This window comes from Actinokineospora pegani, assembly GCF_009745975.1.
In the GTDB taxonomy this organism is placed as follows: domain Bacteria; phylum Actinomycetota; class Actinomycetes; order Mycobacteriales; family Pseudonocardiaceae; genus Actinokineospora; species Actinokineospora pegani.
The window spans coordinates 59,199-83,416 of the sequence record NZ_WHOL01000063.1 but is presented as its reverse complement, the minus strand read 5'-3'; the positions used below and the strand labels follow the sequence as shown (position 1 = coordinate 83,416).

The 24,218-nt window shown below is 72.4% G+C and carries 25 protein-coding genes; 13 read left to right on the top strand and 12 right to left on the bottom strand.

Annotated features, from left to right (window positions below):
• Positions 1–37 precede the first annotated feature (37 nt).
• Entirely contained in the window at positions 38–1,423 is a 1,386-nt protein-coding gene (locus tag GCL84_RS08220) for a 3' terminal RNA ribose 2'-O-methyltransferase Hen1 (protein ID WP_156754775.1), read from the top strand.
• Complete coding sequence (locus GCL84_RS08215) at positions 1,423–3,936, top strand: polynucleotide kinase-phosphatase (protein WP_156754774.1); 2,514 nt, start codon at positions 1,423–1,425, stop codon at positions 3,934–3,936. The genes GCL84_RS08220 and GCL84_RS08215 overlap by 1 nt, the downstream gene beginning before the upstream one ends.
• 39 nt (positions 3,937–3,975) lie before the next feature.
• On the opposite strand, the gene GCL84_RS08210 is transcribed toward GCL84_RS08215, so the two are convergent.
• Both GCL84_RS08210 and mca read right to left on the bottom strand, forming a co-directional pair.
• Positions 3,976–4,266 carry a hypothetical protein gene (locus GCL84_RS08210; protein ID WP_407924376.1) on the bottom strand — a complete coding sequence of 97 codons (291 nt, stop codon included), beginning with the start codon at positions 4,264–4,266 and terminating at the stop codon, positions 3,976–3,978.
• Positions 4,263–5,144 carry a mycothiol conjugate amidase Mca gene (mca, locus tag GCL84_RS08205; protein ID WP_156754773.1) on the bottom strand — a complete coding sequence of 294 codons (882 nt, stop codon included), beginning with the start codon at positions 5,142–5,144 and terminating at the stop codon, positions 4,263–4,265. Before mca ends, GCL84_RS08210 begins: the two co-directional genes overlap by 4 nt.
• A gap of 120 nt (positions 5,145–5,264) precedes the next feature.
• Between mca and GCL84_RS08200 the strand changes: the two genes are divergently transcribed.
• Both GCL84_RS08200 and greA read left to right on the top strand, forming a co-directional pair.
• Positions 5,265–5,705 (top strand): DUF4307 domain-containing protein, encoded by a 441-nt coding sequence (locus GCL84_RS08200; RefSeq protein WP_156754772.1) that lies wholly within the window; start codon positions 5,265–5,267, stop codon positions 5,703–5,705.
• A 156-nt stretch (positions 5,706–5,861) separates the two neighbouring features.
• Entirely contained in the window at positions 5,862–6,356 is a 495-nt protein-coding gene (gene greA / locus GCL84_RS08195) for a transcription elongation factor GreA (RefSeq protein ID WP_197523096.1), read from the top strand.
• A 57-nt stretch (positions 6,357–6,413) separates the two neighbouring features.
• Here greA and GCL84_RS08190 read toward each other — a convergent pair whose 3' ends face one another.
• Positions 6,414–6,878, bottom strand: coding sequence for an Lrp/AsnC family transcriptional regulator (locus tag GCL84_RS08190; protein WP_156754770.1), 465 nt, complete (start codon positions 6,876–6,878; stop codon positions 6,414–6,416).
• Between the two features lie 158 nt (positions 6,879–7,036).
• Between GCL84_RS08190 and hppD the strand changes: the two genes are divergently transcribed.
• Both hppD and GCL84_RS08180 read left to right on the top strand, forming a co-directional pair.
• Positions 7,037–8,206 carry a 4-hydroxyphenylpyruvate dioxygenase gene (gene hppD / locus GCL84_RS08185; protein ID WP_156754845.1) on the top strand — a complete coding sequence of 390 codons (1,170 nt, stop codon included), beginning with the start codon at positions 7,037–7,039 and terminating at the stop codon, positions 8,204–8,206.
• Between the two features lie 117 nt (positions 8,207–8,323).
• The gene (locus GCL84_RS08180; RefSeq protein ID WP_156754769.1) at positions 8,324–8,587 is read left to right on the top strand and encodes a hypothetical protein; all 264 of its coding nucleotides are present in this window, start codon (positions 8,324–8,326) and stop codon (positions 8,585–8,587) included.
• 59 nt (positions 8,588–8,646) lie between these two features.
• Here the strand turns inward: GCL84_RS08180 and GCL84_RS08175 are convergent, their stop codons facing one another.
• The 3 genes from GCL84_RS08175 to GCL84_RS08165 all read right to left on the bottom strand — a co-directional run bounded on the left by GCL84_RS08175 (position 8,647) and on the right by GCL84_RS08165 (position 12,715).
• A complete protein-coding gene (locus GCL84_RS08175) occupies positions 8,647–9,801 on the bottom strand; it encodes a cystathionine gamma-synthase (protein ID WP_156754768.1) in 1,155 nt (384 codons plus the stop codon).
• Between the two features lie 129 nt (positions 9,802–9,930).
• Entirely contained in the window at positions 9,931–11,220 is a 1,290-nt protein-coding gene (locus GCL84_RS08170; RefSeq protein ID WP_156754767.1) for a hypothetical protein, read from the bottom strand.
• A 121-nt stretch (positions 11,221–11,341) separates the two neighbouring features.
• On the bottom strand, positions 11,342–12,715 hold the full coding sequence (locus tag GCL84_RS08165; protein WP_156754766.1) for a cystathionine beta-synthase: 1,374 nt from the start codon (positions 12,713–12,715) through the stop codon (positions 11,342–11,344).
• Between the two features lie 142 nt (positions 12,716–12,857).
• Here GCL84_RS08165 and GCL84_RS08160 point away from each other — a divergent pair, with 142 nt between their 5' ends.
• The 3 genes from GCL84_RS08160 to GCL84_RS08150 all read left to right on the top strand — a co-directional run bounded on the left by GCL84_RS08160 (position 12,858) and on the right by GCL84_RS08150 (position 16,233).
• Complete coding sequence (locus GCL84_RS08160) at positions 12,858–13,673, top strand: SGNH/GDSL hydrolase family protein (protein WP_156754765.1); 816 nt, start codon at positions 12,858–12,860, stop codon at positions 13,671–13,673.
• 534 nt (positions 13,674–14,207) lie between these two features.
• Entirely contained in the window at positions 14,208–14,933 is a 726-nt protein-coding gene (locus tag GCL84_RS08155; protein ID WP_197523095.1) for a class I SAM-dependent methyltransferase, read from the top strand.
• A 79-nt stretch (positions 14,934–15,012) separates the two neighbouring features.
• Positions 15,013–16,233: an acetyl-CoA C-acetyltransferase gene (locus GCL84_RS08150; protein ID WP_156754763.1), complete on the top strand. Its 1,221-nt coding sequence runs from the start codon at positions 15,013–15,015 to the stop codon at positions 16,231–16,233.
• A 58-nt stretch (positions 16,234–16,291) separates the two neighbouring features.
• On the opposite strand, the gene GCL84_RS29910 is transcribed toward GCL84_RS08150, so the two are convergent.
• The 4 genes from GCL84_RS29910 to GCL84_RS08140 all read right to left on the bottom strand — a co-directional run bounded on the left by GCL84_RS29910 (position 16,292) and on the right by GCL84_RS08140 (position 17,976).
• Positions 16,292–16,522, bottom strand: coding sequence for a PIN domain-containing protein (locus GCL84_RS29910; protein WP_235926075.1), 231 nt, complete (start codon positions 16,520–16,522; stop codon positions 16,292–16,294).
• Between the two features lie 31 nt (positions 16,523–16,553).
• Complete coding sequence (locus tag GCL84_RS29905; protein ID WP_235926074.1) at positions 16,554–16,712, bottom strand: PIN domain-containing protein; 159 nt, start codon at positions 16,710–16,712, stop codon at positions 16,554–16,556.
• Positions 16,709–16,831, bottom strand: a complete 123-nt coding sequence (locus GCL84_RS30595) for a hypothetical protein (protein ID WP_268891337.1) — start codon at positions 16,829–16,831, stop codon at positions 16,709–16,711. The genes GCL84_RS29905 and GCL84_RS30595 overlap by 4 nt, the downstream gene beginning before the upstream one ends.
• Before the next feature lie 335 nt (positions 16,832–17,166).
• The gene (locus tag GCL84_RS08140; protein WP_156754762.1) at positions 17,167–17,976 is read right to left on the bottom strand and encodes a Bax inhibitor-1/YccA family protein; all 810 of its coding nucleotides are present in this window, start codon (positions 17,974–17,976) and stop codon (positions 17,167–17,169) included.
• Between the two features lie 416 nt (positions 17,977–18,392).
• Between GCL84_RS08140 and GCL84_RS08135 the strand changes: the two genes are divergently transcribed.
• The 4 genes from GCL84_RS08135 to GCL84_RS08120 all read left to right on the top strand — a co-directional run bounded on the left by GCL84_RS08135 (position 18,393) and on the right by GCL84_RS08120 (position 22,392).
• The gene (locus GCL84_RS08135; RefSeq protein ID WP_197523094.1) at positions 18,393–19,862 is read left to right on the top strand and encodes an MSCRAMM family protein; all 1,470 of its coding nucleotides are present in this window, start codon (positions 18,393–18,395) and stop codon (positions 19,860–19,862) included.
• A 6-nt stretch (positions 19,863–19,868) separates the two neighbouring features.
• Positions 19,869–20,591: a class F sortase gene (locus tag GCL84_RS08130; protein WP_156754761.1), complete on the top strand. Its 723-nt coding sequence runs from the start codon at positions 19,869–19,871 to the stop codon at positions 20,589–20,591.
• A gap of 497 nt (positions 20,592–21,088) precedes the next feature.
• The gene (locus GCL84_RS08125) at positions 21,089–21,964 is read left to right on the top strand and encodes a coiled-coil domain-containing protein (protein ID WP_156754760.1); all 876 of its coding nucleotides are present in this window, start codon (positions 21,089–21,091) and stop codon (positions 21,962–21,964) included.
• 41 nt (positions 21,965–22,005) lie between these two features.
• Positions 22,006–22,392, top strand: coding sequence for a hypothetical protein (locus GCL84_RS08120; protein ID WP_156754759.1), 387 nt, complete (start codon positions 22,006–22,008; stop codon positions 22,390–22,392).
• 8 nt (positions 22,393–22,400) lie between these two features.
• Here GCL84_RS08120 and GCL84_RS08115 read toward each other — a convergent pair whose 3' ends face one another.
• On the bottom strand, positions 22,401–23,363 hold the full coding sequence (locus tag GCL84_RS08115) for a PDR/VanB family oxidoreductase (protein WP_235926073.1): 963 nt from the start codon (positions 23,361–23,363) through the stop codon (positions 22,401–22,403).
• Positions 23,360–24,214: a metal-dependent hydrolase gene (locus GCL84_RS08110; RefSeq protein ID WP_197523093.1), complete on the bottom strand. Its 855-nt coding sequence runs from the start codon at positions 24,212–24,214 to the stop codon at positions 23,360–23,362. Before GCL84_RS08110 ends, GCL84_RS08115 begins: the two co-directional genes overlap by 4 nt.
• Positions 24,215–24,218 lie beyond the last annotated feature (4 nt).

Genomic DNA, 24,218 nt, shown 5'->3' with positions numbered 1-24,218 from the left:
GGGTGCCCCGCGCCGGTCGATCAGCCAGACTTGCGCGGTGCTCCTGACGCTCACCACCACCCACACGCCTGCGACTGACCTGAGTCACCTGCTGTTCAAGCACCCCGACAACCCCCAGTCGTTCGACACCTCGGTGGGCGTCGCGCACGTCTTCTACCCCCGCGCGGACGAGGACGAGTGCACGGTGGCGCTGCTGCTCGAGGTCGACCCGGTGGCGTTGGCGCGGGGCAAGGGCGACAAGCGGCAGACCAGGACGCTGAGCAGCTACGTCAACGACCGGCCGTACGCGGCGGGATCGATGTTGTCGGTGGCGCTGGGCAAGGTGTTCGGCACGGCCATGACCGGGCGGGGCGGGCAGCGGCAGCAGGTCGCTGACGCGGCGATGCCGCTGCGGGTGGCGTTGCCCGCCGCCGCGTGCCGGGGTGGGGTGGCGTTGGCGGAGCGGCTGTTCACGCCGCTGGGGTGGGCGGTGGAGGCGGCGGCGGTGCCGCTGGACCCGGAGTTCCCCGAGTGGGGCGAGTCCGACTACCTCGACCTTGTCCTCATCGGACGGTTGCGGCTCGCCGACGCGCTGCGGCAGCTCTACGTGCTGCTGCCGGTGATGGACGGGTCGAAGCACTACCGGATCGACGAGTCCGAAGTGGACAAACTGGTGCGCGCCGGGGGCTCCTGGCTGCCCGCGCACCCGGAGCGCGACCTGATCAGCGCCCGCTACCTCGACCACCGGCACGCCTACGTCGCCACGGCCCTGGACCGGCTGTCCGAGCTGGACGCCAGCCCGCCGCCCGCGCAGGACGAAGCCGAGGTCCCCGCGGAGCGCACGCCGCTGGCCGCCGTGCGGCGGCAGGTGGTGCGCGATGAGTTGCGGGCCCTGGGCGCGCGGCGGGTGCTCGACCTGGGCTGCGGGCGCGGCGCGCTGCTGCTGCAACTGGCCGAGGACCCGGCGTTCACCGAGGTCGTCGGGGTGGACGTGAGCGCGGCCGCGCTGCGGATCGCGGCCAAGCGGGTGGACAAGCTGCCCGACCGGGTCCGGTCCCGGGTGGCGGTGCGGCAGTCGTCGCTGGTCTACGGCGACGCCACGCTGGCCGGGTACGACGCGGCCGTGCTGGTGGAGGTCGTCGAGCACATCGACCCGGGGCGGCTGCCCGCGATGGAGCAGGCGGTGTTCGGCACGGCCAGGCCCGCGCACGTCCTGGTGACCACACCCAACGTCGAGCACAACGCGCTGTTCGAGGGCTTGGCCGAGGGCGCGCTGCGCCACGACGACCACCGGTTCGAGTGGACCAGGGCGCAGTTCCGGGAGTGGGCCGGGGGTGTCGCCGAGCGCAGCGGCTACACCGTGCGGCACGTGCCCATCGGGCCCGACGACCCCGTGCACGGCCCGCCGACCCAGTTGGCCGTGTTCAGCCGAGCGGAGGCGTGATGGAGCTGAGGATCCCGGACATGTCCCTGGTGGTGCTCATCGGCGCCTCCGGCTCGGGCAAGTCGACGTTCGCGGCCAAGCACTTCAGGCCGACCCAGGTGCTCTCCAGCGACTTCTTCCGCGGCCTGGTCAGCGATGACGAGAACGACCAGGCCGCCTCCCGCGACGCGTTCGACGCCCTGCACTATGTGGCGGGCAAGCGCTTGCGGGCCGGGCTGGTGACGGTCGTCGACGCGACCAACGTGCAGAAGGAGGGCCGCGCGCAGCTCATCCGGCTGGCCCGCGAGCACAACGTGCTGCCGGTGGCCGTCGTCCTCGACATCCCCGAGCGCGACTGCGTCGAGCGCAACGCCACCCGGCCCGACCGCGACTTCGGGGCGCGCGTGGTGCGCAGGCACGTCAGCGAGCTGCGCCGGTCGCTGCCGCACCTGGCCCGCGAGGGCTTCCGCGACGTCCACCACCTGCGCGGTCAGGAGCAGGTCGACGCGGCGGTGTTCGTCCGCGAGCGGCTGCGCAACGACCTGCGCGACCGGACCGGCCCGTTCGACGTGATCGGCGACGTGCACGGCTGCCGGGCGGAGCTGGAGGAGCTGCTGGCCGAGCTGGGCTACGCCGTCGAGCGCGACGCCGCGGGCCGGGCCGTCGGGGCCGCGCACCCGCTGGGGCGCACGGCGGTGTTCGTCGGCGACCTGGTCGACCGCGGCCCGGACACCCCGGGCGTGCTGCGGCTGGTGATGGGCATGGTCGGCGCGGGCACCGCGCTGTGCGTCAGCGGGAACCACGAGTTCAAGCTGGTCAAGGCGCTGCGGGGGAACAAGGTCACCATCAGGCACGGCCTGGCCGAGACGCTCGAGCAGTTGCGGGCCGCCGGCCCGGAGTTCACCGCCGAGGTGCGGCGGTTCTGCGATGGGCTGCGCGCCCACTACGTCCTCGACGGGGGCGACCTCGTCGTCGCGCACGCCGGGCTGCCCGAGCACTACCACGGCCGCGCGTCCGGCCGGGTGCGCAGCTTCGCGCTCTACGGCGACACCACCGGTGAGACGGATGAGTACGGCCTGCCCGTCCGCTACCCGTGGGCGGAGGAGTACCGGGGCAGGGCGATGGTGCTCTACGGCCACACGCCCGTCCCCGAGGTGGAGTGGGTCAACGGCACCATGTGCCTGGACACCGGCTGCGTGTTCGGCGGGAAGCTGACCGCGCTGCGCTACCCGGAGCGCGAGATCGTCGACGTGCCGGCACATGAAACGCACTACGAGCCGACCCGGCCGCTGCGGCCCGCCCGCGCGGCCCGGCAGCTCGCGCTGACCGACGTGCTGGGCAAGCGGGTCGTCGAGACCGGGCTGATGGGCAAGGTCACTATCCGGGAGGACCGGGCCGCGGCCGCGCTGGAGGTCATGAGCCGCTTCGCCACCGACCCGCGCTGGCTGCTGTACCTGCCGCCGACGATGGCGCCCACGGAGACCTCGGCGCTGCCCGGCCTGCTGGAACACCCCGTGGAGGCGTTCGCCGGGTACGCCGGGCAGGGGGTGCGCGAGGTCGTGTGCGAGGAGAAGCACATGGGCTCGCGCGCGGTGCTCCTGGCGACCAGGGACGCCTCGGTGGGCCCCCGCCGCTTCGGCATCGAGGGCGACGGCGCGCTGCACACCCGCACCGGGCGGCCGTTCTTCGACGACGCCCTGGGCGGGGAGTTGCTGCTGCGCGCCCGGTCGGCGATCACCGCGGCGGGCCTGTGGGACGAGCTGGGCACGGACTGGCTGCTGCTCGACGCGGAGCTGATGCCGTGGAACGCCAAGGCCACGGGCCTGATCACCAGCACCTACGCGGCCACGGGCGCGGCGTCGACGGCCTCGCTGCCCGCCGCGGTGTCGGCCCTTCATGCCGCCACGGCGCGCGGCCTCGACGTCTCCGCGCTGCTGGACCGGACGTCGGCGCGCTCGGCCAACGCCTTCGCCTACCGCGACGCCTACCGCCGCTACTGCGCACCGGTGTCCGGTGTGGACGACATCCGGATCGCCCCGTTCCAGGTGCTCGCCGCCGAGGGCTCGACCTTCCACACCCGCCCCCACCTGTGGCACCTGGACACCGCCGACCGGCTGCGCGCGGCCGACCCCCTGTTCACCCTGACCCGCCACCGGCTCGTCGACGTCACCGACCCCGCGTCGGTGGCCGACGGGGTGGCGTGGTGGGAGGAGCTGACCGCGGCGGGCGGTGAGGGCATGGTGGTCAAACCGGCCGCCAACCAGACCGGGGCGGGCCGCGGGCTGGCGCAGCCCGGGGTGAAGGTGCGCGGACCGGAGTACCTGCGGATCATCTACGGCCCCGACTACCAGCGGCACTTGGACGTGCTGCGCGTGCGCAACGTCGCGCACAAGCGGTCGCTGGCGGTGCGGGAGTACGCGCTCGGCGTGGAGGCACTCAGCCGTGTCGCGGCGGGCGAGGCGCTGTGGCGCGTGCACGAGTGCGTGTTCGCGGTCCTGGCGATGGAATCCGAGCCCATCGACCCCCGGCTCTGAGCACTCACCTCGCAGTGCGCAGGCCCAGCGCCAGCCCGGCTACGCGCGGGGAGAGTCCTCGGTGCCCGCCTTATCGGACTCCTCGGCGGGCTTGCCCGCCCCCTCGGCAGGCTCGTCGAAGGACGCTGGCAGCCGCTTGAGGTGCTTGGTCATCGAGCGGATCAGGAACGCGACCGCAACGAAGAACAGCACCAGGATGAGGAAGCCCAGCGGTGAGGACTTGCCGAAGTCCTCACCCTGGCCGCCCGGGTCGGCGGGCACGGGCGGTGTGGCGGGCTGGGACTGCAGGGCGACGTACTGCGAGGCGTCCGGCTGGGGCGGGAGGATCACAAGGCGGCCTTTTCACGCAGGCCCGAGAACAGGTCGTCCTCGGGGAGGGTGCTGTCGACCAGGGACCGGACCAGCTCGTACTCCTCGACCGGCCACACCGCGCGCTGGATGTCCAGCGGCACGGCGAACCAGCGGCTGTTCGGGTCGATCTGGGTCGCGTGGGCGAGCAGGGCCGCGTCGCGGACCTCGAAGTACTCGGCGCACTCGACGCGGCTGGTCACCCGCTGGCCGGGGTCGGGGCGGTCGTCGCCCCAGTTGTCCAGCCACTCCTGGTAGGGCGACTCCTGGCCCGCCTCGACCAGCGCGCCGTGGATGGCCTGGATGCGGGCCTTGGAGAAGCCGTGCGAGTAGTAGAGCTTGAGCGGCTGCCAGGGCTCGCCCAGCTCGGGGTAGGCGTCCGGCTCGGCGGCGGCGTCGTAGGCCGCGACCGAGACCTCGTGGCAGCGGATGTGGTCGGGGTGCGGGTAGCCGCCGTTCTCGTCGTAGGTGATCACGACGTGCGGGCGGAACTCGCGGATCGCCTGGACCAGCGGCGGCACCGACTTCTCCAGCGGCACCAGCGCGAAGCAGCCCTCCGGCAGCGGCGGCATGGGGTCGCCCTCCGGCAGGCCGGAGTCGACGAAGCCCAGCCAGCGGTGCTGCACGCCGAGGATCTCCGCGGCCCTGGCCATCTCCTGCTTGCGCACGGTCGAGATGTCGGCGGTGACCTCCGGGCGGTCCATCGCCGGGTTGAGGATGTCGCCGCGCTCCCCCCCGGTGCAGGTCACGACCATCACCTCGTGCCCCTCGGCGACGTACCTGGCCATCGTCGCCGCGCCCTTGCTCGACTCGTCGTCCGGATGGGCGTGCACCGCCATCAACCGCAACTTGTCCGCCATGAGCTCTCCCGGCCCCCTCGTCATCTGCCATCCCGCGCGAAGCGGATACTCGGTGGGAAACGCACCGCGCGGGTCCCATTGTTCCCGCCGACCGGACCGCCACCCGCAGGAGGGCCCAAGATGAGCACGGCACCCCAGGCCCTGCCCGAGGGGCGCTACGGCAAGCCCAAGGCGGGCAGGTCGCGGACCTCGCTGGTCCTGCTGACCGCGCTCGGCCTGCTCGCGGGCGGGTTGGTGGCGTGGGTCGCCTACCAGAACCTGGGGTCGGCGCCGATCGAGACCGAGCGGGCGACCTTCGCCAACCTCCCGGACGACCGGATGCGGTTCACCTTCGAGGTGACCAGGGCGACACCGGACCAGGCGGCCGTGTGCGTCGTGCGGGCCAGGGTCCTCGACGGGGGCGAGGGGGGCCGCAGGGAGGTCCTCGTGCCGCCGGGGCCGGAGACGGTCCGGGTGTCCACGGTCATCGCCAGCACCGCCGAACCGGTGACCGCCGACGTGTTCGGCTGCTCCTACCAGGTGCCGGAGTACCTGTCCACTGATCAGCCGCCATCGGAGTGAACTCGGCGGCCAGTGGCCGGTAAACGGACATTTCGGGCTATTTAGCACGCTTGATCGTGGTATTCTCGGTGACCGGCACGGCCCCTAGGAGGGCCGTGTTTTTCACATCCCGGGTGTGTCGGACGGCTCGGGAGCACTTGGTACGACGAGGAGTTGGTGACCGTGAGCGACACCCAGGTGACCTGGCTTACCCAGGAGGCCTACAGCCGGCTCAAGCAGGAACTCGACGAGCTGATCGAGAACCGCCCGGTCATCGCGCAGAAGATCAACACCAGTCGCGAGGAAGGCGACCTCAAGGAGAACGGCGGCTACCACGCCGCCCGCGAGGAGCAGGGCCAGCAGGAGGCGCGCATCCGCCACCTGCAGGAACTGCTGCGCGGCGCCAAGGTCGGCGAGACGCCGGCCGCCAACGGCATCGCCAGCCCCGGCATGCTCCTCACCGTCCGCTACGCAGGCGACGACGAGGACGAGACCTTCCTCCTGGCCACCCGCGAGGAGGGTGGCGAGGGCGAGGTGGAGGTCTACTCCCCGGAGTCCCCCCTGGGCCGGGCGCTCCTGGGCGCCAAGGAGGGCGAGACCCGCGAGTACGAGCTCCCCAACGGCAAGACCCAGAAGGTCGCCCTCACCAAGGCCGTCCCGTACACCGGCTGATCTTCGAGCGGTACCGAGCTCCCGAGGCCCCCGCCACCCGGCGGGGGCCTCGCTCGTTCACCCGCGCCGCGCCACCCGCTCCAACAACGGCCGGACCCGCGGCTCCACCGGGGTGGACAGGGCGATCGACGTCGAGGTCCGCCGGACCCACTCGAAGTCCACCACCTGGTCGATCACCCGTTGCAGGTCGTCGTTGTCCCGCGCCACCATCCGCACCAGCAGGTCCCCCTCCCCCGTGGTCGCGTGCGCCTCGCAGACCTCCGGGATCTCCCGCAACCGCGCGACCACCGACGACCTCTTGCCCTGCGCGATCTCCAGGACCGCGAAGGCCGTCAGCCCGTACCCCATCGCCACCAGGTCCAGCGCGGGCGGGAACCCCCGGAGCACCCCCCGGCCCTCGAGCCGGTCCATGCGCGCCTGCACGGTCCCCCGGGCCACGCCCAGCCTGCGCGAGCACTCGAGCACGCCCAGCCGGGGCTCGTCGGTCAGCAGGAGCAGCAGTTGGGCATCCAGGGCATCCATGGCGACCTCCTGGGCAGACTGCCCATTTTGCTGATACCAACCCGCTGAACAGTAGCCAGGTTGTCCAGCGAAAAGCAGGTCCCTTGCGCATCCTGCCCGGCCGCCAGACCCTGGGGTCACCGCTGGACCGACAAGGAGGCACCGCCGTGACCCGTGCGATGGACGAGGTGAGCTACGACCAGCTCCGCCAGCTCGTGGGGCTGGTGGACTACGACGCCAGCCGGGACCCGTTCCCGGTGCGGGCGATGGACGCAGTGGTGTTCGTGGTGGGCAACGCGACTCAGACGGCGCTGTTCTACCAGGCGGCGTTCGGGATGGCGCTGGTCGCGTACTCGGGGCCGGAGACGGGGAACCGGGACCACAAGTCCTTCGTGCTCGAGTCCGGGTCGGCGCGGTTCGTGGTCAAGGGCGGGGTGGACCCGGGGTCGCCGCTGCTCGACCACCAGCGCGAGCACGGGGACGGGGTCGTCGACCTGGCCCTGGAGGTCGGGGACGTCGACAGGTGCGTCGAGCACGCGCGGGCCCAGGGGGCGACCGTCCTCGACGAGCCGCACGAGGTGTCCGACGAGCACGGCACGGTGCGCGTGGCCGCGATCGCCACCTACGGCAAGACCCGGCACACCCTGGTCGACCGGTCCCGCTACAGCGGCCCCTACCTGCCCGGCTACGTCGCCAGGAGCGGCGGCTTCGTCAAGCCCGCGGGCGCGCCCAAGCGGATCTTCCAGGCGGTCGACCACTGCGTCGGCAACGTCGAACTGGGCAGGATGGACTACTGGGTCGACTGGTACAACCGCGTCATGGGCTTCGTGAACATGGCGGAGTTCGTCGGCGACGACATCGCCACCGAGTACTCGGCGCTGATGAGCAAGGTCGTCTCCAACGGCAACCACCGGGTCAAGTTCCCGCTCAACGAGCCCGCGATCGCGCGGAAGAAGTCGCAGATCGACGAGTACCTGGAGTTCTACGGCGGCCCCGGCTGCCAGCACATCGCCCTGGCCACCAACGACATCATCCGCACCGTGGCGGCCATGCGCGACGCGGGCGTGGAGTTCCTCGACGTCCCCGACTCCTACTACGAGGACCCGGGGCTGCGCGCGCGCATCGGCGAGGTGCGGGTGCCGATCGAGGTGCTCCAGGAGAACTCGATCCTGGTCGACCGGGACGAGGACGGCTACCTGCTGCAGATCTTCACCAAGCCCATCGGCGACCGCCCCACCGTCTTCTACGAGATGATCGAGCGGCACGGCTCGCTGGGGTTCGGCAAGGGCAACTTCAAGGCCCTGTTCGAGGCGATCGAGCGCGAGCAGGAGCGCAGGGGCAATTTGTGACCAGGTGATGAAGAACGCCGCCCACTCCCCGGTCTCAGGCGCTGCTCAGGTGGCGGAATTGACCGGGGAGTAGGCTTGCGCGCAATCAGCCTGAATCGGGAGTGGGAGCGGGTGGCAATGGCGCGCGGCACACGATCCACGGGGGCGGTGGCCCTGGCCTCCGCCGCCGCGGCCGCGCTGACCCTCGCGGGCGTCGCGGTCTTCACCGTCAGCACCGCGGGCTGCGCCAACGCGGGCGAGTACCACCAGAACGGCGGCTCGGTCGAGCTGACCAGCGGCTGCGTCGACACCAACGACCTCCCGGTCGCCCCGCGGACCCCGCACGCCCCGGCCGACAACCCGGGCGCGGGCATCGACCAACTGCGCGATGTGAACCCGTAGCCGACGCGCGGGCCGGACAGGCTCTCGCACCCCGCCCGGCCCCGCGCGTCTTCTGCTGCTCAGCCCAGCGCGCCCAACAGGTCCGTGACCAGGTCGGCGCCGTCCTCGATGCCCACCGACAGCCGCAGCAGGTCGGCGGGCACCTGCAGCGGTGATCCCTCGGTACTGGCGTGGGTCATCCTCCCCGGGTGCTCGATGAGCGACTCGATGCCGCCCAGCGACTCGCCGAGGGTGAACAGCTTGGTGCTGGCGGCCACCCGCAGCGCCGCCTCCTCGCCGCCCTCGACCGCGAACGACACCATGCCGCCGAAGCGGCGCATCTGCTTGGCGGCGGTCTCGTGGCCGGGGTGCTCGGTGAGGCCGGGGTAGTACACGCGGGTCACGCGCTCGTGCCCGAGCAGCGCCTCGACGACCCGCTCGGCGTTGTCGCTGTGCCGCTCCATCCGCAGCGCCAGGGTCTTGGCGCCGCGCAGCACCAGCCACGAGTCGAACGGGCCGGGCACCGCGCCCGCGGCGTTGCGCAGGAACGCGAACTGGTCGTTGAGCTCCTCGTCCGAGGTGATCAGCGCGCCGCCGACCACGTCGGAGTGGCCGCCGAGGTACTTGGTCGTCGAGTGCAGGACGACGTCGGCGCCCAGGCCCAGCGGGGACTGCAGGTACGGGGTGGCGAAGGTGTTGTCGATGACCAGCCGCGCCCCGGCCTCGGCGGCGACGGAGGCCAGGCCCGCGATGTCGGCGATGCCCAGCAGCGGGTTGGTCGGCGTCTCGGCCCAGATCACCTTGGTGTTCGGGCGGACGGCCGCGCGGGTGGCGGCGAGGTCGGCCAGGTCGACCGGGGTGTACTCGACGCCCCACAGGGTCAGGACCTTGTCGAGCAGGCGGAACGTGCCGCCGTAGGCGTCGTTGCCGAGGATGACGTGGTCGCCGGGACGGGTCATCGACCGCAGCGCGACATCCGAGGCGGCCATGCCGGAGGCGAAGGCCAGGCCGTACCGGCCGCCCTCGAGCGAGGCCAGCGCCTCCTCCAGGGCCGTCCGCGTCGGGTTGCCGGTGCGGGAGTACTCGTACCCGCCCTCGCGCAGCCCGCCGACGCCGTCCTGGGCGAAGGTCGACGTCGCGTAGATCGGGACGATCACCGAGCCGGTCCGCGGGTCCGGCTCCTGGCCTGCGTGGATGGCTCGGGTCTCGAATCCCCACCTGGTGTCTTCAGACATACCCCCAGGTTACGACCGCGGGCCACCGTGCCCACGATGCGGGAGGCCTTTTCACCACGTCGGACCGCCGTGGACGGCGAAGGCCCCGACCACACCCGTGGTCGGGGCCTTCGTCAGGTCTTGCTCAGCTCACCACTGCTGCGGGGGCGGCGGCTGCTGGCCCGGGGGCGGGCCGTAGGGGTTCTGCTGCTGTTGCTGCGGCGGCTGGCCGTACGGGCCCGGCTGCTGCTGCTGCTGCGGCTGGCCGTACGGGCCCGGCTGTTGCTGCGGCGGCTGCTGGCCGTAAGGGTTCTGCTGCTGCGGCGGCTGCTGCTGGCCATACGGGTTCTGCTGTTGCTGCGGCGGCTGGCCGTACGGGCCCGGCTGACCGAAGCCGCCAGGACCACCGGGGCCGCCAGGACCGCCCAAGCTGGCCAGCGGCGGGCTCGCCACCAGGAACTGGCGCAGGTTCGGCACGAACCACAGCGCGCCCGCGGCCGCGATGAGCAGACCGAAGATCAGCAGCGTGACCAACTGGCCCGCGAAGTCGTAGGTCGCGCCGAGGATGATCGACAGCACCAGCATGGCCACGCCACCGCCGAGCACCAGGAAGTGCGCGAAGGTGGTCTTCTTCAGGAACAGCAGCACCGCGCCCGCGATCGCCGCGCCGGAGGCGAGGATCAGCACGATGGACAGCAGCACGCCGAGGGTGCCGCTGGTGCCGCCCGCGATCTGGTCGCAGTTGATCCCGAACTCTCCACCGGGGTTGAGCCGCTCGCACTGCGCCTTGGCGTCGCTGACCGCCGAGCTGGCCTTGATGAAGTCGGACATCAGGACGATCGACAGGATCAGGCCGATCAGACCGAGCAGCGCCACCGCGCCCTGCACGACCATGGCGATGACACCGGCCTGGGAGCCCTGACCGCCCTGGTGCGGCGGCTGGCCGTAGGGACCCTGCGGCGGCTGGCCGTAGGGGCCGGGCTGGCCGTACTGCCCCGGCGGGGGCTGCTGGCCGAACTGTCCTGGCTGCTGACCGAACTGACCTGGCTGCTGTCCGTACTGGCCGGGCTGCTGCTGGCCGTAGGGCTGCTGCTGCTGACCGTAGGGACCCGGCTGACCGGGGTAGCCCTGCTGGTCGGCCGCGCTGGGCGGCGGGGCGTAGGGCGGGGACTGCGGGACCGAGCCCGGCGGCACCATCTGGGTGGCGTCGCCACCCTGGGCCGTCGCACCGCCCTGGGCCGTCGCGCCACCTTCTTCCGGGCGCACGACCTGGGTGCGGTCGGACTCGTCCTGGCCTGCTGCTTCCTGGCCGGGAACGGGCTGGCCGGGCTGGATCGCCTGGGTGCGCTCGACGCCGTCGGCGCCAACCGTGTCACCGGACGGTGGCGGGCTCTCTGATCCGGGCTGCCCCGGCTGGTTGGGCGGCTGCGGAGCGCTCATCGGGTCTTCCACCCCTTTTGACCTGGAATGTCACCTTGTATGGCTGGTAACGCTATCGGATGCGCCACTCGGGTGCCGGACCCGGCACGCGGGGTGGTCGCGGTCTTCCCGGCGCCCGGGTTCAACGGCCCGCGAGGAACCCGAGCAGGTCCTGCCGGGTCACGACACCCGCGGGCTTGCCGTCGAGCAGCACCAGAGCGGCATCGGCGCTGGTCAGCGCCCCCATGGCGGACTCGACGCCCTCGCCCGCGCCGATGGTCGGCAGCGGCTGGCCCATGTGCCGGTCGAGCGTGTCGGCCAGCGCCGCCTTGCCCGCGAACAGCGAGTCGAGCAGGTCCTTCTCGTTGACCGCGCCGACGACCTCGGCCGCCATGACCGGCGGCTCGGCGTTGACCACGGGCATCTGGCTGACCCCGTACTCGCGCAGGATCGTCACCGCGTCGGCGACGGTCTCGGTCGGGTGGGCGTGGATGAAGTCGGGGATGGCGCCGCTGCCCTTCCCGCGCAGGACGTCGCCGACGGTGGCGCCGGTGTGCTCGGGCGGCAGGAAGCCGTACTGGCTCATCCACGGGTCGCTGAACACCTTCGACAGGTAGCCCCGGCCGCCGTCGGGCAGCAGCACGACCACCACGTCGTCCGGGCCGAGGCGCTCGGCCAGCTTGACCGCCGCCGCGGCCGCCATCCCGCAGGAGCCGCCGACGAGCAGCCCCTCCTCGCGCGCCAGCCGCCGGGTGACCTCGAAGGACTCCCGGTCGCTGATGGCGATGATCTCGTCGGCCACCCCCCGGTCGTAGGTGGTCGGCCAGAAGTCCTCGCCGACGCCCTCGACCAGGTACGGGCGGCCGGACCCGCCGGAGTACACCGAGCCCTCCGGGTCCGCGCCGATGACCTTGACCCGGCCGCCGGAGACCTCCTTGAGGTAGCGGCCGGTGCCCGAGATCGTCCCGCCGGTGCCCACTCCCGCGACGAAGTGGGTGATCTTGCCCTCGGTCTGCGCCCACAGCTCGGGTCCGGTCGAGCGGTAGTGGCTCTCCGGGTTCTCCTGGTTGGCGTACTGGTTGGGCTTCCAGGCGTTGTCGATCTCGCGGACGAGCCGGTCGGAGACGTTGTAGTAGGAGTCCGGGTGCTCGGGGGCCACCGAGGTCGGGCAGACGACCACCTCGGCGCCGTAGGCCTTGAGCACGTTGCGCTTGTCCTCGCTGACCTTGTCCGGGCAGACGAACACGCACTTGTAGCCCTTGCGCTGGGCGATCAAGGCCAGGCCCACACCGGTGTTGCCCGAGGTCGGCTCGACGATCGTGCCACCGGGCTTGAGCTCGCCGGACCGCTCCGCCGCCTCGACCATGCGCACGGCGATCCGGTCCTTGACGCTGCCACCGGGGTTGAAATACTCGACCTTGGCCAGCACCGTGGCCTCGACCCCCTCGGCCAGGGAGTTGAGCTTGACCAACGGGGTGTTGCCGACCAGGTCGATGATGTGCTCGACGTACTGCACCGGTGTGCCTCCTGCACTTGACCACGCCATACGGGGTGTGGGACCACCCTAACCACGCACGCGGCGAGCGGCTCGGGGTAACGGGGAACCGGGGTCTCGACCGATGAGTCAGATGAACGCCGCGCGACCGGAGGGAGTCCAGATGCTGCTCGGACCACGCGGATTCCGCACCCTTGCCCTCACCGCGGGTTCCGTCGGCGGCCTGTCCGGCGCCGCCTACTCGCTGCTCACCACCCAATCCCGCCAGGCCCGCACCATCATCGGCACCCCCACCGAACGCCCCTTCCTGGCCGACGGCCACTACCTCCCCGACGGCACCGGCCCCCTCCCCCTGGCCGACGCCGACCGCCTGCTCACCCTGGCCGTCCTGGGCGATTCCACCGCGGCGGGCCTGGGCGCGGAGTCCCCCGACCACCTCCCCGGCGTCCTCCTCGCCCGCGGCCTGGCCGAGGAGTCCACCCAGGCCGTCCGCCTCACCACCCACGCCCGCACCGGCTCCCGCACCCCCGACCTCGTCCCCCAGGTCGACGACGCCCTCACCACCCCACCCGACGTCGCGGTGATCATCGTCGGCGGCAACGACGTGACGGCGCGGTTGAGCATCCCCACCTCGGCCGCGCTGCTGGCCGCCCAGGCGCGGCGGCTGTTGGACGCGGGGACCGCCGTGGTGGTGGGGACGTGCCCGGACTTGGGGGCGATCATGCCGATCCCACAGCCGCTGCGGACTGTCGCTCGGCGGTGGAGCTTGGCTCTGGCGCGTGCCCAGGCTCGTGAGCTGAGCCGGACGGAGGCGGCGTCGGTGCCGTTGGCGGCGTTGTTGTCGCCGCATTTCCTGAGTCGGCCGCAGGACCTGTTCAGTGGTGACCGCTTCCACCCGAATGGGGCGGGGTACGCCTTGGCGGCTGGGGTTTTGCTGCCGTCGGTGTGCACGGCGGCGGGGGTGTGGCGGGAGAAGTGAAGGAGGAATGGGGGCGGGGCTTGTAAAATCCCAGCTCAAGAAGTGTCTTCCCCGCACACGCGGGGCTGCTCCACGGCCTCGACCCGCCGCAGATCCACCAGATGCGGTCTTCCCCGCACACGCGGGGCTGCTCCCGTCAGCCGCCTCTCGTGGACCGAGGTTCAGGCCGTCTTCCCCGCACACGCGGGGCTGCTCCCAGCGGCCCCGAGGTGATCCCCCCGACCCCGGCGTCTTCCCCGCACACGCGGGGCTGTTCCGCACCTGTCGAATCAGCACCAGCCCCCAGTCGATCGACGGACCCCCGGTACCCGACTCGACCACTGCGGGCTACCGCCATCCAGCCGATAGCCGTCGTCACCGGATCGATCGAAACGAGTACGCTCCGCCGCTATGACGCTGCCTCGCCAAGCGGCTCGGCGACTCGCCGAGCCGGTTCTGAGTCGAATCGCCAATCGGGCCGCGAGTCGGGCTGCGGCGTTGCAGCCCGCCCAGGACCAGACGACCACCGAACTGTTGCTCGGGCCCGTGGGGCGGTTGAACGATCGGCGGGTCACCGCGGAGCAGATTGATCACCTGGCGGCGCAGTTGCACACGACGACGGGGGTCGTCGACCCCTATCCGCACATCGCGCAGACCTACCGGACGCTCGTCGACCTCGAGTCGCGGTGCGTCGGGCGGATCGCGGGGACCACGTCGAACATCATCGGGAAGTTGACGGCGGCGCCGCTGCTCGCTGGGGCGGGGAGCGGGCCGCTGCGGGTGTTGGAGATCGGGACGCTGTTCGGTGTGTTCGCGGCGGGGTTGCACCGGCAGTTGCTCCGGCACGGCAAGGAGCACGACCTCACCATCGTCGACCCGCTGGAGTCGGTCCAGTTGCAGCCCGAGCGGGAGCGGGCGGGCGACCCGTCGGGCACGCCGGTGACCGAGGCGACGGTGCGGGCGAACATGCGGTTCGGGGGCGTCGACACCGAGCGGCTGCGGATCGTGCGCGGGTTCTCCACCGACGCCGAGGTGCAGGAGCAGGTCGGGGTGGGCTACGACCTCATCGTCGTCGACGGCGACCACTCGCGGTCGGGGGTGTTCAAGGACCTGCGGTGGGCCGAGGAGATCGCCAACCCGGGTGCGGTGGTGGTGATGGACGACTACGGCGACCCCGGGTGGCCCGGTGTCGCGGAGGCGCTCGACGACCACCGCAAGGGCGGTTCGCGGATGCGGCTGGCCGGGGTGGTGGCGACCTCGGCGTTCCTGGTCCTGCCGTGAGCGCCGCGCCACACTTGCCCATTGGTTACCCAGGAGTAACATCGCGTCCGTAGTAGTGGCCCACCGAATGGAGTGCCCCATGCCAGAGGCTGTCATCGTCTCCGCCGCCCGGTCCCCGATCGGCCGCGCCGGGAAGGGGTCGCTGGTCGGCGTGCGCCCGGACGACCTGGCCGCGCAGATGGTCAAGGCGGCGCTGGCCAAGGTGCCCGAGCTGGACCCGCGCGAGATCGACGACCTGATGCTGGGCTGCGGCCTGCCCGGCGGCGAGCAGGGCTTCAACATGGGCCGCGTCGTCGCGGTGCTGGCCGGGTTCGACCACCTGCCCGGCTGCACGGTCACCCGCTACTGCGCCTCCTCGCTGCAGACCACCCGCATGGCGCTGCACGCGATCAAGGCGGGCGAGGGCGACGTGTTCATCTCCGCGGGCGTCGAGGTCGTGTCGAGCTTCGCCCGGGGCAGCTCCGACTCGTGGCCGGACACGCAGAACCCGCTGTTCGCCGACGCCGTGGCGCGCACCGCGAGCACCGCCGAGAAGGGCGCGGACTCCTGGCACGACCCGCGCGAGGACGGCCTGCTGCCCGACGCCTACATCGCGATGGGCCAGACCGCGGAGAACCTGGCGCTGCTCAAGAACGTCAGCCGCGAGGACATGGACCACTTCGGCGTGCGGTCGCAGAACCTCGCCGAGGCGGCCATCAAGGCCGGGTTCTGGCAGCGCGAGATCGTCCCGGTCACCCGGCCCGACGGCACCGTGGTCGACAGCGACGACGGCCCCCGCCCGGGGATCACCTACGAGAAGACCTCGACCCTCAAGCCGGTCTTCCGCCCCGACGGCCGGGTCACCGCGGGCAACTGCTGCCCGCTCAACGACGGCGCCGCCGCCCTGGTGATCATGTCCGACACCAAGGCCAAGGACCTGGGCCTGACCCCGCTGGCCCGCGTGGTCTCCACCGGCGTCTCCGGCCTGTCCCCGGAGATCATGGGCTACGGCCCGGTCGAGGCCTCCCAGCGCGCACTGGCCAAGGCGGGCCTGTCGGTCGGCGACATCGACCTGTTCGAGATCAACGAGGCCTTCGCCGCCCAGGTCCTCCCCTCGGCCCGCGACCTCGACATCCCCGAGGACAAGCTCAACGTCAACGGCGGCGCCATCGCCATCGGCCACCCCTTCGGCATGACCGGCGCCCGCATCACCACCACGCTCATCAACAGCCTCCAGTGGCACGACAAGCAGTTCGGCCTGGAGACCATGTGCGTGGGCGGCGGCCAGGGCATGGCCATGGTGCTCGAGCGCCTGAGCTAACTCCCGGGTGCGCCATCGAGGCCCTCGCTCAAGCATGTCGGGCGAGGGCCTCGACGCGTCAGGCCAGCATCCCGGGGGCCGCGACCGGCATCCCCTCCGCTTCGGCGGCATCGAGCAGGCGCTTGTCGTAGCTGACGAACGCGTGCAGGGGGTTCTCGGCGTCGGCGGCGAGCACTTGGGCAGTCGCGAGGTGAATGGCGTCGAGCGACCGCAAGCGGGGATCGAGGTAAGCGGCGGCTGTAGCCCGGATGATCTCGGTGATCTGGGCGCGGTGCAGCCGCGCGATCACCGACGGGACACCGGAGAGGGCGCGTGGGGCACTACGCCTCAGTGCGCGGACGTACCTCGATCTCGACGAGCACCGAGGACACGAGGGGCCCAGCGAGCAGCGAATCCTGATTCAGCCACTCGACGAGGTCTCGGCTGTGCGCTTCGGAGTGGATCAGCTTCACCACCGCGCACGAGTCGAGGTAGATCACCAGTTCTCCTCATCGCGCATCGCGGCGATGACCCCCGAGACCTCGACCTCCGGCGCACTGGCGGGCGGGAGGGGGATCAAGCCGAACACGGTTGGGGGCAGCACTTCCCCGCTGACCACGAGCCGGTCCAACCCGCTCTCATCACAGGAATCGACCTCCCCCGGCGCAGTCACCCATCGCGCCACCGCGCTGCGGGGCGGATGGGGCGAGAGTTTGCGACCCCACCCCGTGCCCGCCGCTTGCGGACGTTCTCGGTCAGCCCCGCAGGCACAGCGAAATGGCCAGCCTGGGTTGACCGGTCCGGCACATCCCCTGCAGCCGTGGATCCCACACAGCCCATTCTACGGCCACGGCGCCGGGATGAACCACGATGTCATTCGCTGGAACAGGTGCGGAAAGCGAAACAGGGCGCCCGGCCGATGCCGAGCGCCCTGCCCCTTGGGGACGTCTGCTGTCAGTCGCCGCTCTGCAGCATGTACAGCAGACGCAGGACCTCCAGGTACAGCCAGACCAGGGTGGTCATCAGGCCGAAGGCGACGTACCAGGCGAACTTGGCCGGGGTGCCCGCCCGGATCATCTTGTCGGCCTGGTCGAAGTCGAGCAGGAAGCTGAACGCGGCGATGCCGATGAACAGCACGCTGATGCCGATCGCCAGCGGGGTGGCCGTGTTGCTGCGGATGCCCATGTCGACGCCGAAGAGGCCGAGGACCAGGTTGACCAGCATCAGGCCCGCCGCGCCCGCGACCGCGCCGATGATCCACTTGGTGAGGCGGGGGGTGACCTTGACCGCGCCGGTCTTGTAGACCACCAGCATGGTGCCGAAGACGATCGAGGTGCCCAGGATGGCCTGCAGGGCGATGCCCGGCATCAGGGCCTCGAACACGCCGGTGATGGCGCCGAGGAACAAGCCCTCGAAGGCGGAGTAGGCCAGGACGAGGCCCGGGTTGGGGGTCTTCTTGAAGATGACGACCAGCGCCAGGCCGAGGCCTCCGAGCAGGCCGATGATCATCGGCGGGTAGGGGCTGATGGCCTCGCTCAGGACCGCGATGGCGGTGATGATGCCGACGACGAGCGCGGCGCCCAGGGTCATCGCGGTCTTGGTGACCACGTCGTCGACGGTCATCGGTCGGTCGTCGGAGACCGGCTGCTGGTAGCCGCCGTACCCGGGCGCCTCTTGCGGGTGGCCCGGGGCCTGCTGCTGGAAGCCCGCATAGCCTCCGCTAACCGGAAGGTTGCGGAACGCGGGGTTGCTTGTAGAACGCACCTGATCCTCCATAGGGCCTGCATGGCGCCTTCAGGGAAAGAACGATCGGGCAGGCCGACCGGTTCCCGTGTGGGTAAAACCTACTTTACCCACTACCGCCCGGCTTACCAGCGGGAACCGCTCGAACGCTGCGTGATCGATATCCGGCCTCTCGGCGGCCACATCATCCGCCCGGTCGGTCACGGTCCGTACAGAGCGGCACCGACCAGGGCAAACCGGGGCACGACCACCGACAGAGTCCCCCCTTCCGGTGGATTGCGCCACCGAGGCGTGAACGCCAAGGTGGCACGTGGTGCGCTCCCTGTGTCCCCCGGCTTCCACATGGTCGTCGGTGTTCCGCGCGCCCGCTCGTCCCTGACGTCGAGCGCCCGTGGCGGGTGCGCCGCCGAGGGCGCGGCAAGGAGCCGAACCCGACCATGGTCCGATCCACGGTCCGACCCTCCCTCGCGGGCAGGCTGGCGGCGGGGGTGACCGGCGCGGCCCTCGTGGCGGGCGCGGTCCTCGTCGCGGGCGCGCCGTCGGCGAGTGCCGAGATCCAGCAGAGCATCGGCCACGAGACCAAGCCCGCCCAGCCCTACCAGGGCAACCAGGAGCCGTCCGACTGGCTCGGCTCGTACCTGGTCAACGGCAAGCAGGTCTGGTGCGTCCAGTACGCCCACCTCGCCCCGGACACCGACGAGCAGTACCAGCCCGGTGAGACGCTGAAGACGAAGTGGGGCACGGAGCTGCCCGCCGACGTCGCGGCCAACATCTCCTACCTGCTGCTGCGCTACACCAGCACGGCCGACGCCGACGAGTCCGCCGCGCTGGCGCACCTGCTGCACTCGTGGACCGCGGCCCCGCAGAACCCGGGCCAGCTCGACCCGGCCAACGACTTCCGTAACATCGCCTACGACGCGCCGTTCCACCTGGCGAAGCTGCCCCCGGGCGCCCAGCAGGCCGTCGAGCGGCTGCGCGCGGACGCCGTGGCCAACCACGGGCCGTGGACGACGAAGATCACCAAGCCGACCGGGGCCCAGGTCATCGGCACCCCCGACACGTGGACCGTCGAGGTCCGCAACGCCGCGGGCAAGGGCGTCTCCGAGGTCCCGGTGACGGTCGAGCTCACCGACGCCACGGTCGAGGGCAAGTCCGAGGTCACCGTGCCGACGCGGGCGGACGGGTCGGCCGCCGAGCTCGAGGTCACCCCGACCGGTCCGAACCCGGCGGTGGCGATCTCGCTGCTCAGCCCGGCGGACAAGCCGGTGGTGCAGCAGGCCGTGCAGGTCGACACCCAGCGCGTGGTCAGCACCGGCGGCGAGAAGGAGCTGGTGGCCAACGAGGCCGTCACCGCCGTCACCGCGCCGGGCGCGGTCAAGGTCGGCAAGACCGACGCCAAGACCGGCGCGGGCATCGCGGACGTCCAACTCCGGGTGACCGGGGCGGACAAGCAGACCCCGGCCGTGGGCCAGGACGACGAGCCGCTGGTCGGCGACGACGGTGCCGCGCTGGTGGTCACCACCGGCGCGGACGGGACGGCGGAGGTCCCCGACCTCAAGACCCCGCAGGAGGTCTGCGTCGTCGAGGTCGCCGCGCCGCCGGGCTACGAGCAGGGCTTCGACCCCGGCTCGCCGCCCTCGGCGTGCGGGACGCTGGAGCCGGGCCAGACCCTGGAGCTGGCCCTGGTGAACCAGCCGAACAAGCCCACCGTCCCGACCGCGATCCCGGCGGGCGAGGGGCCCGTGCAGCCCACGGCGGCGATGAGCGCGGGCGGCCCGTCCGGCGGTCTGCTCACCGCGCTGGGCGCGCTGGTCCTGATGGCGGCGAGCGGTCTGCTGTTCCTGTTCAAGACCGCGCGCGGCAAGCAGGTCGTCAGCAAGCGGATGCGCCGCGACTGGGGGCACTGACCGGCGATGCCCGGAACCTCGGTTTCCCGACTGGCCCCGCCCGCGTTCGCGGGCGGGGCCGGTGTGCTGATCGTGCTCATCGGCGCCCTGGCGGTGGGCGGCCCGACGACGGTCGACGGCAGCCCGGTCGCGGCGGCGGCGACGACGGCCGCCGCGCCCAGCGGCGCGGCGATCGCCGCCGCCCCGCCGCCGAGCCTGCCCACCTCCGCCACGCCCCCGCCCGCCGCGCCGACGACCGAGGTCCCGGCCACGTCCGCCCCGCCCGCCGAGCCACCGGCCCAACCACCCGCACAGCGCCCGGGCACGGTGCGGCTGACCAACGGCGGGACGGCCGCGCTGGTCCGCCAGGAGCTCGCTGCCGACGCCACCCTCCCCGTGCCCGCCTCCCTGGGCGAGGCGACGTGGTGGGGCGCGGACCTCAACGGCGGGGCAGGCGCGATGGTGCTCGCGGGCCACGTCAATTGGAAGGGCAAGATCGGCCCCTTCTCCGAGCTGTGGGACTCCCGCGTGGGCGACCCCGTCACGGTGGTCGGCGCGGACGGGACAACCAGGAGGTTCACCGTCTCGAAGATCGACACGGTGGCCAAGGAGGCGCTGCCCGGCCGCGCCGAGGAGCTGTTCGGCCAGACCGGCCCGCACCGCCTGGTCCTGGTCACCTGCGGCGGCCGCTGGGTCGGCGGCCACGACGGCTACGAGTCGAACCGGGTGGTCACCGCCCTTCCGGCCTAGCGCGGTTGTCGCGGACACGGGCCTGTGGACAACTTCCCGCGGACATCGGCGATCGGTGCGATGCTCGTCCCCCAAGCCGGAGACGGCTGAGGACACGCCCCGCCCGCCCGCCTCGACGTCACCGCGCCGGGGCGGGGCGGCGGCTCCTCCACCTGGTCTCGCCGTGGCCGCGGTCGGTGGCGGAGACCTGCGACGCCTTCGGCCTGCCTGCCTGCCCACCAGGTGAGGCAGGCCGGTGCGGGAGCGGCGGGGAACGCGCTGGGCGGGTCGGGAATGGCGGCGCCGGACCTGTGCGCCCGCTTGCTGGGCGCGGCGGCTCGACCTGTTCCGCGCCGGGCGGGACGAGGGCCTGCGGGGTGTGCTCACCGGGGCGACCTCGGGCACCGGGCCTGCCGGTCGTTCCCGGACTCGGGGCAGCCACTGGCGGGGGGCGCACGACCGAGTGATGGTTCACCCGCGCTGTCCTGTGCGACGGGGGTCCGGGTACCGTCAACAGCATGGCCTTCCAGCAGGAACGCGACCCTGATCCGGGTTTCGCCGTCGTGCGCAACGGGTTCGACCGCGCCCAGGTCACCGAGTACGTGCGCGCCGCGGAGGCCAGCGCGGAGCGAGCGCAGGCCAAGGCGCGCAGCGCCCAGTCCGAGGTGGCCGAGCTGTCGGGGCAGCTCGAGCTGGCGCGGCGGGAGATCGAGGCGCTGACGCAGCGGTTGGACAAGATCGGGACCGCGGCGGCAGCGGCGGCGGCGCCCAACGCCGGGGAGCGGGCGGCGCGGGCGGCGGTGGTGGCCAGGGCGCAGGCCAAGGAGGTCACCGCGCGGGCGCAGGCGGCGGCGGAGACGGCGTGGTCGGCGGCTGAGGAGTCCTCGAACGCGCTGCGCGAGCGGTACCGCAGGCTGATCGCCGACCTGGACTCCCAGCACACCGAGCTGCACTCGGCCCACCAGCAGGTGATGGACGAGGCCAGGGCCAAGGTCGCGGAGATGACCACGGCCGCCGAGCAGCGCCAGCGCGAGATCGATGAGAACGCCGAGCGCGAGCGCCAGCGGATGGAGCAGCGCTTCCAGGAGCAGCAGGCCGAGCAGCGCGCGGCGCTGGCCGACGAGATCGAGCGCAAGCGGACCGAGGCCGAGACCGAGGCCACCCGCCTGGTCGAAGAGGCCACCGACGAGGCCGACAACCGCATCGCCGCCGCGACCAGCGTCGTCGAGCGGCTCACCGCCCTGCGCGAGCAGCTCGCGTCGCGGCTGCGCGGCACCAACGACCTGCTGAACCGCAGCGCGTCGCTGCTCGAGCCGATCGAGGCGGAGAACGAGCTGCTGCCCGACTCCCCCGCCGAGCTCACCCCGGACAAGGCGCCCAGCCCCCAGCCGTGAGAACCGGGCAAATCCGCCCCTGACGCCCCTACGATGGGGCGGTGCGCATTCTGCTGTCCTGGCTGCTGACCCTCGGTGGGCTGACCGCCGTCGGCCTCGGGGCCACCGGGTCGTGGTTCGAGGACCGCCCGGCGGCGGACCTGCCGTTCGGCGACCTGTTCAGCGGACTCTCCCGCGACACCGCCTCGGTGCCCACGTCGATGGTCGTGCCGCTGGCGATCGGCGCCCTGGTGGTCGTCGTGGGCCTGTTCGGCAAGCGCGGGCTGGCGCTCCTGGGCGGTCTGGTGCTGGTCGTGTCGTCGCTGGGCTGGATCGCCAGGGCGCACGAGGTGGTGTCGCTGGCGGAGCTGGGTTCCGGGGTGTGGAACACGTTGTTCGGCAGCCTGCTGGTCCTCGTCGGGGCCGCGGTCAAGCCCAGCCGGGGCTAGGTCGTGTCCTAGAGGTCGAGCACGACCCGGCCGGTGGCGCGCTCGGTGCACGGCAGGAATGTGTCGTCTGTGGACAGGACCCGGACCCGGCACGTCCCGCAGAACCCCTGCCCGCACGAGTAGACCGTCTCCGGCCGCACCCGCCGCAGCGCGGTCAGCGCCGACTCGACCCCGGAGACGGGCACGACCGGACCGCCCGCGCCGAGCTGCACCTCGAACGGGTCGCCGTCGACGATCGGCGGGGGCGAGAAGCGCTCGAAGTGGACCGGTCCCGACCAGGCCGCGCGCACGGCGTCGAGCATCGGGGGCGGACCGCACGCGTACACCGACGCGCCCGCGGGCGCGGACGACAGGATCTCCTCGGCCGAGGGGATGCCGGTCAGCACCCGGACCCGGTCCCGGAGGTCGGCCAGCTCGTCGAGGAACGGCATCGAGTCCAGCGACCGTCCACAGTAGACGAGGTAACCGGCTGGCGAGGCCCTGAGCATCGGCAGCAGCGGCGTGATCCCGATGCCCCCGGCCACGAACACGTGCGGACCGGCCCCCACCAGCGGGAACGCCGTCCGCGGGCCCTGCACGGTGATCGGGTCGCCGATCCGGACCGACGAGTGGACCTGCGCGGACGCCTCGCCGACGCGGCGGACCGCGATGCGGTAGGTGCGGCGGTCGGCCGGGTCGCCGCACAGCGAGTACTGCCTGCGCAGCCCCGAGGGCAGCCGGACGTCGAGGTGGCAGCCGGGCTCCCACGGTGGCAGGTCGGAACCCGAGGCCAGGGTCAGCGACACCACGTCCACCGCCTCCAGCCGGCGGTCGACCACGGTCAGCGGCAGGTCGCGGTCGACGGCGGGCACCGGCCGGTGCCCGCGGACCCCGCGCCTGCTGAACCACAGGTGCGCGGCGGCGACCGGGCGCAGCAGCCCGAACATGCGGTCTGGCCGGTCCCGGCCGTAGAGGTCCGGTGGCGCGCTCACCGCGCCGCCGCCCTGGCCGCCGGGGAGGTGGCCAGGTAGGCCACGGCGGCCTCGGTGCCCCCGTCGGCGCTGGGGTGGTAGGAGGGCGGCAGGTAGCGCCAGGTCGCGCGCAGCAAGGCGGGCAGGCTGGGCAGCAGGCCACGGCGCGCGGCCCGGCGGGCGTCGCGCAGCCGGGGCCCGCCGGGGCGCTGCGGGTCGTTGGCCATGAGCCAGCGGGCGCTGCGGGCGAACAGCCAGCCCAGCACCGGCCCGGCGACGACCATCGCGCGGACCCGGCGCGACCAGCGGCCGTCGAGGTGCATGTAGAGGTCGTAGGCCACCGAGCGGTGCTCGACCTCCTCGGCGCCGTGCCAGCGCAGCAGGTCGACCATCGTCGGGTCGGCGCCCGCGCTCTCCAGCGGGGCCTCGAGGACCCACCGGCCCAGCACGGCGGTGAAGTGCTCGATGGCGGCGATGAGCGCCAACCGCTCCAGCAGCCACTGGTGCCGCACGGCGGCGGGCAGGTCGCGGTGGCCGAGCAGGGTGCGGAACAGCCAGCTCACCTGGTCGATGAACGGCTGCGGGTTCATCCCCTGGGCGGCGAGGTGGTCGGCGGCGCCCTGGTGCGCCTCGGCGTGCACGGCCTCCTGCCCGATGAACCCGATGACGTCCTGGCGCAGCCGCTCGTCGCGGATGTGCGGCAGGGCCTGGCCGAAGACCTCGACGAACCAGCGCTCGCCCTCGGGCAGCACCAGGTGCAGGGTGTTCATCACGTGGGTGACCAGCGGCTCGCCGGGCACCCAGTGCGCGGGCACCGCCGACCAGTCGAAGGCGACGTCGCGCGGGGCGAGGACCAGGTTGGGCTCGGACACGGGG

Bases quoted from the DNA above. Each gene is read 5' to 3' on its own strand.
- hppD (WP_156754845.1), top strand. From the start codon at position 7,037: ATGGACGAGGTGAGCTACGACCAGCTCCGCCAGCTCGTGGGGCTGGTG.
- GCL84_RS08130 (WP_156754761.1), top strand. From the start codon at position 19,869: ATGCCCGGAACCTCGGTTTCCCGACTGGCCCCGCCCGCGTTCGCGGGC.
- GCL84_RS08200 (WP_156754772.1), top strand. From the start codon at position 5,265: ATGAGCACGGCACCCCAGGCCCTGCCCGAGGGGCGCTACGGCAAGCCC.
- GCL84_RS08160 (WP_156754765.1), top strand. From the start codon at position 12,858: ATGCTGCTCGGACCACGCGGATTCCGCACCCTTGCCCTCACCGCGGGT.
- GCL84_RS08135 (WP_197523094.1), top strand. From the start codon at position 18,393: ATGGTCCGATCCACGGTCCGACCCTCCCTCGCGGGCAGGCTGGCGGCG.
- GCL84_RS08150 (WP_156754763.1), top strand. From the start codon at position 15,013: ATGCCAGAGGCTGTCATCGTCTCCGCCGCCCGGTCCCCGATCGGCCGC.
- GCL84_RS08215 (WP_156754774.1), top strand. From the start codon at position 1,423: ATGGAGCTGAGGATCCCGGACATGTCCCTGGTGGTGCTCATCGGCGCC.
- GCL84_RS08175 (WP_156754768.1), bottom strand. From the start codon at position 9,801: ATGTCTGAAGACACCAGGTGGGGATTCGAGACCCGAGCCATCCACGCA.
- GCL84_RS08125 (WP_156754760.1), top strand. From the start codon at position 21,089: ATGGCCTTCCAGCAGGAACGCGACCCTGATCCGGGTTTCGCCGTCGTG.
- GCL84_RS08190 (WP_156754770.1), bottom strand. From the start codon at position 6,878: ATGGATGCCCTGGATGCCCAACTGCTGCTCCTGCTGACCGACGAGCCC.
- GCL84_RS08180 (WP_156754769.1), top strand. From the start codon at position 8,324: ATGGCGCGCGGCACACGATCCACGGGGGCGGTGGCCCTGGCCTCCGCC.
- GCL84_RS08170 (WP_156754767.1), bottom strand. From the start codon at position 11,220: ATGAGCGCTCCGCAGCCGCCCAACCAGCCGGGGCAGCCCGGATCAGAG.
- mca (WP_156754773.1), bottom strand. From the start codon at position 5,144: ATGGCGGACAAGTTGCGGTTGATGGCGGTGCACGCCCATCCGGACGAC.